This window comes from Streptomyces sp. NPDC051020, assembly GCF_040683105.1.
Classification (GTDB): Bacteria; Actinomycetota; Actinomycetes; order Streptomycetales; family Streptomycetaceae; genus Streptomyces.
Map to the genome: position 1 here is coordinate 1 of NZ_JBFBCG010000138.1, position 10179 is coordinate 10179.

General features: G+C 70.6%; 7 protein-coding genes and 3 pseudogenes. 3 read left to right on the top strand and 7 right to left on the bottom strand.

Features of this window, described 5'->3' with window-relative positions; genetic code table 11:
- Positions 1–94: 94 nt before the first annotated feature.
- The 3 genes and pseudogenes from AB0N06_RS36330 to AB0N06_RS36340 all read right to left on the bottom strand — a co-directional run.
- Positions 95–320, bottom strand: a pseudogene (locus AB0N06_RS36330) (transposase); the annotation flags it as partial.
- A 230-nt stretch (positions 321–550) separates the two neighbouring features.
- Positions 551–1435 (bottom strand): endonuclease/exonuclease/phosphatase family protein, encoded by an 885-nt coding sequence (locus AB0N06_RS36335; protein ID WP_366138965.1) that lies wholly within the window; start codon positions 1433–1435, stop codon positions 551–553.
- Positions 1436–1448: 13 nt separating this feature from the next.
- Positions 1449–3266 (bottom strand): glycoside hydrolase family 3 protein, encoded by a 1818-nt coding sequence (locus AB0N06_RS36340; protein WP_366138966.1) that lies wholly within the window; start codon positions 3264–3266, stop codon positions 1449–1451.
- Between the two features lie 577 nt (positions 3267–3843).
- Here AB0N06_RS36340 and AB0N06_RS36345 point away from each other — a divergent pair.
- Entirely contained in the window at positions 3844–4464 is a 621-nt protein-coding gene (locus AB0N06_RS36345) for a TetR/AcrR family transcriptional regulator (protein WP_366138967.1), read from the top strand.
- 134 nt (positions 4465–4598) lie between these two features.
- On the opposite strand, the pseudogene AB0N06_RS36350 reads toward AB0N06_RS36345, so the two are convergent.
- The 3 genes and pseudogenes from AB0N06_RS36350 to AB0N06_RS36360 form a co-directional block, all read right to left on the bottom strand.
- Positions 4599–4955 (bottom strand): annotated as a pseudogene (locus AB0N06_RS36350) (NAD(P)H-dependent oxidoreductase); the annotation flags it as partial.
- A 100-nt stretch (positions 4956–5055) separates the two neighbouring features.
- Positions 5056–6366, bottom strand: a complete 1311-nt coding sequence (locus AB0N06_RS36355; RefSeq protein ID WP_366138968.1) for an FAD-dependent oxidoreductase — start codon at positions 6364–6366, stop codon at positions 5056–5058.
- Positions 6363–7271, bottom strand: coding sequence for an LLM class flavin-dependent oxidoreductase (locus AB0N06_RS36360; protein WP_366138969.1), 909 nt, complete (start codon positions 7269–7271; stop codon positions 6363–6365). Before AB0N06_RS36360 ends, AB0N06_RS36355 begins: the two co-directional genes overlap by 4 nt.
- Positions 7272–7335: 64 nt before the next feature.
- On the opposite strand from AB0N06_RS36360, the gene AB0N06_RS36365 reads away from it, so the two are divergent.
- Positions 7336–7686 (top strand): helix-turn-helix domain-containing protein, encoded by a 351-nt coding sequence (locus tag AB0N06_RS36365; RefSeq protein WP_366138970.1) that lies wholly within the window; start codon positions 7336–7338, stop codon positions 7684–7686.
- Between the two features lie 9 nt (positions 7687–7695).
- On the opposite strand, the gene AB0N06_RS36370 is transcribed toward AB0N06_RS36365, so the two are convergent.
- The gene (locus AB0N06_RS36370; RefSeq protein WP_366138971.1) at positions 7696–8043 is read right to left on the bottom strand and encodes an alpha/beta fold hydrolase; all 348 of its coding nucleotides are present in this window, start codon (positions 8041–8043) and stop codon (positions 7696–7698) included.
- A gap of 380 nt (positions 8044–8423) precedes the next feature.
- Here AB0N06_RS36370 and AB0N06_RS36375 point away from each other — a divergent pair.
- Positions 8424–10079 (top strand): annotated as a pseudogene (locus AB0N06_RS36375) (protein kinase); the annotation flags it as partial.
- Positions 10080–10179 lie beyond the last annotated feature (100 nt).

The window sequence follows — 10179 nt, forward strand, 5'->3', positions numbered from 1 at the left end:
TCAGGCGAGTACTTCGACGTCCCCAACGGGAACTCCTGTCCTATGGATCTTCACGATCCAATGATCAGGGTGTCCACGATCAGGGGCAAAGGCCCCCCTTCTTCTTGCGGTTGGCTGCCTGGTCGGCCTTCTCCGGGATGACACTGCGGATGCGGCGTCGCCGCAGGTAGGCGCGGTTCGCGCGGGAGGTACGCCTTGTCGGCGGCGACCGCGCCGGGCCGGATGCGCGGGCGGCCGACCGGTCCGCGAACCTTGACGCCTTCCAGCACCGGGACGAAGCGGGGACTGTCGGCGGCCTGCCCCGGAGTGACGACGAACGAGTGGAGGCGGTCAACGTGGAACTGGCTGCCATCTCCGGTGTCGTTGCGTGGACATCAACGTCGCGGCAGGCCGGGTGAGCGTGCTCAGCAACCGTGCGGTGGAGGAGGCCTTGATCCGCATCCGGAAAGCGCCGACGCCCCCCTTCCCGCCCGGTTCGCCGGGCGGGAAGGGGGGCGTGCATGGGGCCGTGACGGGCTCCCTGACGGGGCGTCGCCTGGCCTCTGGCGGTTCAGGCGCCGCGCTGGTGGAGCTCCAGGTCCGCGGCCACGGGGCGGTGGTCCGACGCATCCGTCGCGACCTCCTGGGCACCGACCATGGTGATGTCGGGGGAGACGGTCACAAAATCGATGCGCTTGGACGGGTTGATCGCCGGGTACGTCCCGCCGCCGTTCGGGGCGGCGTCCCGCAGCTCCTTCCACAGCGGCGCCAGCTCCGGGGCCTTCGCCCCGGCGTTGAAGTCACCGACCAGGACCTTCGGTCCGGAGTCCTCGGCAAGCACATTGAGCATGTCCTTCACCTGGGCGCTGCGGACCGACGGGTTGGCCCGGTAGTCCAGGTGCGTGGAGTAGACGTGCACGTGCGAGCCCTTGACGTTGACCGTCACCTCGGCGAAGCCGGGCGCGGGGGCCGGCACCGGGTTGGGCGTCTGGGTGGAGAGCCGGGTGATCTCGTGGTTCTCGGCCTCGAGCACCGGGTAGCGGCTCAGCACGGCCACGCCGTACTGTGCCCGGTCCCCGCCCGCGGTGGCCGGGTCGTTGTCGTAGATCGGTGCGAAGAACACGTTCATGTCGAGCTTCTCGGCCAGCGCATGGGCCTCGTCGACGAAGTTGCTCCGGGCGCCCCAGTGCACGTCGACCTCCTGGAGGCCGACCACGTCGGCGTGCAGACCGCGGATGGCCTCCGCGGTGCGGTCGAGGTCGAAGACGTTGTCCTCGCCGGCTCCGGCGTGGATGTTGTAGGTCGCCACCCGCAGCGGCACCGCCGGAGCCGCCGACCCGGGGATGTTGGTGCCCCCGGCCGTTGCCGGCGCCGCTGCGGCGAGCACGGCGGCGGCGGCGAGCGCGGCAGCGGCGGCACGGTTGCCGCGGACGGAACGTCGGACGTTGAGCTTCATTGATTTCTCCGGATCAGATGGTGGTGAGGCCGGCACCGAACGGGAACAGGGGCGTTCCCGGGTTGGCAGGGTCGGGGATGGTCACAGGGAGGCGTCCGGCGGGCTGGATGGCTCCGGTCAGCACCCCGGCGAGGGAGTGCATCGCCACGTCGTTGAACGCGTAGGTGGTGAGGTAGGCGGGCGCCTCGGGGAAATACATCACGTCGTACGGGTCGCGCACGGCCACCGTGACGACCCGCGCGCCGGACGCCAGCAGCGCCTTGACCAGCTTCTGCTGACCGGCATCGCTGTTCGCGCGGTTGGTGAGCACCACTGTGGTGTCGTGGGACTGCGCGGCCGCGACGGCGGCGTTGATGCGCGCCTGGGACGGCTTCGCCCCGGTGCTCAGGACGTCCACCGTCAGGCCCCGGCGGGTGAGCGCCTTACCCAGGGCCGCGGTGGTCGTCGGCGTCGCCGGGTCGTCCCATCCGGTGACCAGCACCGCGTCGGCCGATCGAAGCGGGAGCGCACCCGCGTCGTTGCGCAGGAGCGTCGTGGTGCGGGCGGTGATCCGCTCTGCGGTGGCGAGGTGGTCCGGCGTGCCGACCGTGCCTGCGACGGCCGCGGTGTCGACGAAGGGCGAATGGACGACTCCGCGGCGCCACTTCAGCCGCAGCACCCGGGCCACCGACTCGTCGATGCGACGCTCGGTGAGCTCACCGTTGTGGACCGCAGCCAGGACCGCGTCATAGGCGACCTTCATCACCGGCGGGTTGACGAGCACGTCGACGCCCGCCTTGAGTGCGAGCACTGGCACCCGCTCGTCGCCGTACTTCTGCCGCACGCCGGCCATACCGAGCGAGTCGGTCACCACGACGCCGTCGTAACCGAGCTCCTCGCGCAGCAGCCCGGTGAGGATCGGGTGGGACAGGGTGGCGGGGTCGCCGGACGGGTCGAGCGCCGGCACGACGATGTGGGCGGTCATGATCGAATCGGCGCCCGCGGCGATGGCGGCCCGGAACGGGGGCAGGTCGATCCGGTCCAGCTCCGCACGGGAGTGGCTGATGACCGGCAGTCCACTGTGGCTGTCGACCGCGGTGTCGCCGTGGCCGGGGAAGTGCTTGAGGGTCGCGGCCACACCGGCGCCCTGGTAGGCGCGCACCTGCGCGACCACCATCTCGGCGGCCATCTTGGGGGATTCGCCGAAGGACCGCACCCCGATCACCGGGTTGGCCGGGTTGATGTTGACGTCGGCCACCGGCGCCAGGTTCTGGTTGACACCGACGGACCGCAGCTCCTGGCCGGTGATGCCGGCAGCAGTGCCCGCGTCGGCGACACTGCGCCCGGCGGCAAGGGCCATGTTGCCGGGGAACTGCGTGGCCGGCGGACCCAGGCGTACCACCGCGCCCTGCTCCTGGTCGATGCTCAGCAGCAGCGGCACTCCCGACCGCTGATCGAGAGCCACCCGCTGGATTCCGTTGGACAGACCGGCGACCTGCTCGGGCGCACGGGTGTTGCCGGCATAGGCGAAGTACACAAAGCCGCCGAGGTGGTAATGGGCCACCGCCTGTGCCGCGTTGTCCACCCCGAGGAAGGACTGGTTGGTGCGGACCGCGTCCGGGTCGGTGGTGTCCGCGGTCTCGCCGTATACACGGGTGGTGAACAGCTGGCCGACCTTCTCCTCCAGCGTCATCCGGTGCAGCGTGGCATTCACCCAGCCGGTCTCGGCCTCAGATGCGGGCGGCACGGTGGCGGCCGTGGCGCGGGATGCGTGCAGCGCGACCGCGGTTGCCGCAGCGGCGCCGGCCGCGAGGATCGAGCGACGGCTGACGGAACGTTCCGGAAATGGCATGCAGTGCTCCCTCGATACGAGGCCGGAACCGCCTCACCGGGGCGGACCAGCGACGATCCGAGACGCTACGGATCTTCGGTGAACCGCTGGAAACAGACCACGGGCGTGAATACGACGAGCCAGTGAGCGGGCGTGGGCGGTGGTCAGGGCGGACCAGGCGGGGTCGGTGAGGATGCGGTTGGCGTGGTCGGGGATGGCCATGCGGAGGTCCCGTGGGGCTCACCCCGAGCTGGTTGAGACGCTCGAAGAATTCCGGGTCAAGGTTGTGGAACAGGTGGGAACCGTGCCTGCGATCCGCATCCATGACTGAGGCGCAGCCAACGCCCTGCCACGGGGTGGCTGATTCCAGCGCCCCGGTCACCTACGCGGAGGGCCGCGGTGGCGTCACCCGCTGCTGTGTACGGGCTCGCCGGTCTGGGGCCACGAGGTGGAGCGTCGGCCGATCCGGTCTGGGCATCAGGATCGATACGAGTCGTCGGCCGTTCCCGCCGCCGGGCGGGGGCGGGGGCTATGGGGCCCGTGTCACCCCGCCCTGACCTGTGGTGGACGATCGACGACGGTTTCCTGGGATGGCCCCATGGCCTCCATCACCCGACGCTCCTCCAATTCCGCCGACCGGCGCGCCGCGCTCGAGAATCGGATCGCGTCCGTGCTCGAGACCCGCCTGCGGGACGGTGTGACCTTCACCGAGCTCAGTGTGGAGCAGATCGCGAACGCCGCCGGGATCTCTCGATCGACGTTCTACCTGTACTTCCGCGACAAGTCCGATGTGCTGCTTCGCCTGACCGGCTCGCTGAAGGAGCGGAGTTACGAGATTGCGGCGTCCTGGGAGCCCGACGGCGGCGTCGACGGCCTTGCGCGTGCCTACGTGCAGATCCTGCGCCATTACCGGGAACACGAGGCTCTGCTCGTGGCGATCAACGAGGTGGCCGCGTACGACCCTCAGGTGCACGAGGTGTGGACGGCGGACCAGCACCGCTTCATCGACAACCTGGTGATGGTGCTGAGGACCGAGCAGCAGCAAGGCAGGACGCCGGCGGACATCGACCCGAAGCTGGCAGCCAAGCTGATCGTCCAGGGCGGTAGCCAGGTCCTTGCGCAGCAGGTGTCCGGCAGCGACGGAAGCGACGACGAAGCCGTCGCCCGCGAGCTGGCCCGCTGCTACTGGTACGGCGTTTACCGCCGCCCGGAAAGCTGACCGTCACTCAGCTGTTCGGAAAAGCTCCCGACCGAAGGTCCTCAACGAGCCGAGCCAATGTCAAGACACATTGCTGGACAGGGTGTCCAACGCGTTCTGGGGTGAGATCGAAGATGAGGGGACTGAGCTCTCCGTGAGCGCCCGTGGAGGATCACGTTGTCCAGCCATGCTTTGAGGGCAGCGGGGATCGTGTAGTTGTACATCGGGGCGCCGATCAGTACCGCATCGGCCTGCTCCAACTCCCTTATCAGCTCCGGGCGTTCGGCGAAGGCGGAGGCCTGCTCGGCCGTGTGGGCGTCCGGGGCGGCGAACCCGGCGGCGTGGGCGGCGGCGGTGATGTGCGGGACGGGGTGAGCGGCGGGGTCACGGTAGATCACCGTGCCCTGCGGGTGCTGCTCCTCCCAGGCCCTGCGGAAGGTCTCGGTCACGGCGCGGGAGGCGGAGGCGCTGCCCGGGAACACGGACGAGTCGATGTGCAGCAAGGCAGCCATGGCGTCACTCCAGTGAAGGAAGAGTGGGGTGGTGCAAGGGACAGGCAGGTGCCCGTGGCGGTGCCGCGGGCACCCGTTCGGTAGGAGATGGGCGGGTGGTTCAGGCCCGCCACTGAGGGCGCAGTACCCCATCGGGGTCGTAGCGCTGCCACAGCTCGGTGACGCGGGTTCCGGTCGCTCCGGGGTAGGCGCGGGCGAAGGTGGCCTCGTCGGGCGTGCTCTCGAAGTTCACGTAGGCGCCGTCGGCGTGGGGGTCGATGGAGCCCCAGGCGGTGGCCAGTGCACCGCGGCCGTCCGGGGGGAAGGCCGAGCCGACCACGAGGGTGTTCTGGTGGCGGTGGGCGAAGGCCGTCGCCGAAGGATCCGGATCATGGGCTGCGCCGCCGAGCGATCGCAGCTGGACCAGGATTGGATGCGGGCCCGCCGACGCCGTGGCCAGGGCGCGGGCGGCGTCCGGAGTCATGTCCGTGAGCAGTCCGTTGGTCGTGGCGGTCGCCATCTGTCCGTTGTTGGCGTGCAGGTGCTGGGTGGGGACCAGTGCCGTGTACGGGGCGACGTGGGCCTCCTGGGCCGTCACGTCTCCGATGCCGAGCAGCGGTTCGACGGCTTCGCGGATGGTGGACGGACTGTCCGAGGACACCACGGCGGTGATGAAGGCGGCCGTGCTGGTGCCCCGCGAGGCCAGCATCACCGCCGTCGACAGCTCGCGCGGAGCCTCCCGCACGACCTCGGCCCAGCGCCGCAGCGTCTCCCCGGCCGGGTCCACCGCCGCGACCAGCTGTACGTAGCCGATGTCGCCCAGCTCCATGGCCTCGATCTCGAAGGCGACCGCGATCCCGGCTCCCGCGCCGGCCCCGCGCATCACCCACAGCAGGTCGGGTTCGGCCTCCGCGTCGGCGCGTACGAACGTACCGTCGGGCAGGACGACCTCCACGGCACGGACGTGGTCGACGGTGAGCCCATACGTGCGTACCAACCAGCCGACGCCGCCGCCGGTGGCGATGCCGCCGACGCCGACGTTCCCGTGGTCGCCCGAGCTGATGGCGAGGCCGTGCGGGGCGAGTGCCTGGGCGACCTGGGCCCAGCGGGCGCCCGCCTCGACGCGGACGAGGCGGGAAGCGCGGTCGATGACCTCGACCCGGTGCAGCGCGCTCAGGTCGATGACGAGCCCGCCGTCGTTGGTGCCACTGCCGGACAGGCCGTGCCCGCCGCTGCGGACCGCGACCCGCAGCCCCGTCTCTCGCGCGATCCGCAACGCGGCGCCGACGTCGCCCGCGGACTCGGGCACGACGACGGCGGCCGGGCTGCCCACGGTGGTGTACGTGGACCGGAGCATCCGGTATCGCCGGTCGCCGGGGGTAACCACCTTCCCGGCCAGCTCGCCCGGCAGGGTGCCGAGGGAGGTGTTCATCGCTCGCTCCTTCCGGCGTCGACGCGCTCGCGCACGGCGGGCACGACCTCGTCGGTGAAGAGCGAGAGCTGCCGCTCGGAATCGGCGGCGGGCCAGAAGACGAAGGTGTCGAAGCCGAGTTCCAGGGTCCACTCGGTGAGGGTGTCCACCCACTGCTGCACATCGCCCACGAGCCCGCGTCCGGTCCGGTGCCCGCCGAGCGAGCCGATGGCGCCGGTCACGTTGTAGACGCGCCGCAGCGCCCTCGGGTCGCGCCCCGCTTCCACGGCCGCCTCGTCGATGATCCGCTGCCGGGACGGCACCTCCTGCGGCGGAACGTAGATGTTCAGCGGGGAGATCCAGCCGTCGGCGACCCGGCCGGCCAGGGCGAGCATCTTCGACTTCTGGGCGCCGAGCCAGAGACCGACCGGCTTCGGGGGCACCGGTCCGGCGTGGTAGCCGTCGATGGAGTGGTAGGGGCTGTGCAGCTGTACGCCGCCGCCGGCCAGGGCCGTACGCAGTAGCCCGAGGGACTCCTCGGCGTACGCCACCATGTCCTGGCCGCGCCGCGCCGGACCGCCCATCGAGGCGATGGCGTCGGGGATGCCACCACCGCCGACACCGAGCTGGACCCGGCCGTCGGTGAGCACGCTCAGCGACGCCGCGCCCTTGGCGAGCATTACCGGCGGCCGCAGCTGGAGATCTGCGACATCGGTGAGGAAGGAGATCCGGCTCGTGAGGGCGGACAGGTGGGAGATCAGCGTCCAGGCCTCAAGGTGACCGGGCTGGTACGGGTGGTCCTGGACGGCGATGTAGTCGAGGCCCGAGTCCTCCGCCCTGCGGGCGAGGAGGCGGGTCTGAGGCCATGCCCCGGCGGAGGGTTCGAGGCTCACTCCGAAGGAGAGCGGGCGTTCGTAGTCGGTCATGGGTCTACAGTCCTCCGGATCGCTTCGAAGCCGAAACGATGGGTAAGGTGCTAATCTTTGGTAAGTGGATGCGATTCATGACGACACCTGCCCGAGCTTCGAGGGCACCCTCGAACTGATCGGACGCCGCTGGACCGGTTCGGTCCTGCAGGCCGCAGTCCAGGGCGCCCGACGCTTCGGCGAGTACCGGGCGCTGATCAGCGGTGTCTCTGACCGGCTGCTCTCCCAGCGCCTGAAGGAACTAGAGGCGGCGGGCCTCATCGAGCGCACCGTCATCCCCACCACGCCGGTGCAGATCCGTTATCAGCTGGCCCCCGACGGCCAGGACCTGGTGGACGCCTTGCGGCCGCTCGCGCAGTGGAACATGCGGCGCGGTGCGCGCCCCCGGGGCGCAGGGCGGGTCCCGGCGGCGTGACGTCCCGGATCAGGCGTCGGACGCGAGGGATATCTCCTCCAGCAGGGCGGCCAGTTGGACCGGCTGTGACAGGAACGGCGAGTGGTCGGCGACCACGCGGTGCACGGTGTCGGACCGCTCGGCCAGCCCCCGCTGTCTCTCCGCGGGCAGTGCCTGGTCGTTCTCGCAGATGACGTACGCCGACGGAACGGCGTGCCACCCCACCTCGGTGAGGGCATCGCTGAAGGACCTGGCGCTCTGGGGCACCAGCCGCTTCACCGCCTCCTCGGCCTCGTCCTGGGGCAGGTCCCCGTAGAACATGGCGATCGGGTTGTCGGGCACGGACTCGTAGTCCTTCGGCTCCGAAGGGGCCGACACGCCGTGGAAGCCCAGGAGATGAGCTGGTCGATAGTGAAGGGCAGGGAGCGGAGGCGCCGGCCCGTGGCGTGGCGGACGGCGTTGCCGATGGCCGCGGCGAGCCCGACCAGACCGACCTCGCCGACGCCCTTGGTGCCGACGGCCGTCGCACGGTCGGGGCCGCCCACGAAGAGCACCTCCATGTCGGGCACGTCCGTGTTGTGACGAAGCCCCGCCATGCTCTTGGCGGGGCTTCGTCGTGTGCGGCACGGGAGCAGCCCTGGGCTCCCTGTTCGTCACCCGCTTTGCTCTGCCGTACTGCCCTGCGGCTAGTTTGTGTGCAGGACAGGTACTCAGGCCCGTGGTGGCAGAGGTGCACGGGGGACGGGAGGTCGGGAAGAGTGTCGCTGCGCGCAGGTGATCCAGCCGAGATCGGCGGCTATCCGGTTGAGGCGCGGCTCGGCTCGGGTGGCATGGGCACGGTCTTTCTGGCCCGTACGAGTTCGGGGCGACCTGTCGCGATCAAACTGATCCACCAGCAGTTCGCGGGGGACGACGAGTTCCGTATCCGTTTCCGGCAGGAGGTGGCGGCGGCGAGACGGGTGAGCGGCGCGTTCACCGCCGCCGTGGTCGACGCTGCCCCTGAGGCCGAGCAGCCGTGGATGGCGACGACCTATATCGAGGGGCACACGCTCGCCCAGCGCATCGCCACGAAGGGCCCGTTGAACGGAGCGGAGCTGAGGAGGCTCGCCATCGGGCTGGCGGAGGCGCTGCGCGACATCCACCGGGTGGGGGTCGTCCACCGTGACCTGAAGCCCTCGAACGTCGTGCTCTCGCCCGAGGGCCCGCGCGTCATCGACTTCGGCATTTCGCGCGCCATGGACCAGCAGACGCTGACGATGACAGGGCGGGTCATCGGTACGCCGCCCTTCATGTCGCCGGAGCAGTTGCAGGCGCCGCGTGGTGTGGGGCCGCGGTCCGATGTCTTCTCGCTGGGGACGCTGCTGGTGTACTCAGCGACGGGCCACGGGCCTTTCGACGCGGAGAGCCCCTATATGACGGCCTATCAGGTGGTCCACGAGGAGCCGTCGCTGGGTGCCGTGCCGGTGGCTTTGCGTGCGGTCGTCGAGTCGTGCCTGGACAAGGAGCCCACCGGGCGCCCCTCGGCGGACGAACTCCTCGTGCTGCTGCGGGACCTGCCGGCCGACCTCGGTGGGACCGACGCGAACGGGGTTGGCGCGGGTTGCACCCGTGACATGATCACCCAGCATCACTTCGCGACGCGGGCCACCCCGGCGCCGACTGCCCCGACCACCGCCCCGGCCGGTCCCGATACAGGGAGCACCGGCACCCGCATCGGCCGCCGTCTGCGTCACCGATGGCGTCCTGTGCTCGCGGCCGCGGTCGCGGTGGCAGCGATCGGCGGGGGAGTCGCCGCACTGACGGCGGGTGGCTTCGGGGGGAACAGCGGCGGCGACAAGGGCAACAGCGTTGCGGCGCCGGGTGCCGCACTTCCGGACGGCTTCAAGCCGTGGCGCAAGACCGTGCAGGGCGGTCGCGCGGACATCCCGGACGAGCTGCGTTGCGTCGCGCGCCGCGACGCGCTGTTCTGCGGGGGTGGCGGTGTCGTCGCGACGCGTATCAGAGTCCTGGACGGCTCGCGGGTGTGGACGGTGAAGAGCCCGGGCGTCCCCGTCCAGGGCATGCACCTGGTGGGCGCCACCGACGACACGGTGCTCGGTTACCGCTTCGCCGCCCAGGACGCCCCGCAGGACCCTCCCAGCGAGGTGGTGGCCATCGACGCGAACAACGGCCGGGAGCTGTGGTCCGTGCCGTCCGGCGCCCAGTCGCAGGCCGTCACGGGTCGGAATCAGGACGCCCTTGTGGTCGGCTCCGCCGTCGTGACGGTCGACGCTTCCAACTCCCGCTTCGAGGCCCGGGATGCGCACGGCGGTGAGGTCACCTGGACGACGTCGTTTCCCGCGGGTACGCAGTGCGCTCCCGTCCCGATGGGCCCACAGCTCTTCGCGATGTGCGCGACACATGCGGAGGTGGATGCCTCAGAGCCTGTCGGGTGGCTGATCATGCGTGATGCGTGACGGTCGTGATCTGCCTTCCGGGCATGGCGACGGCCCCGGAATGATCACGTGGTGTGTG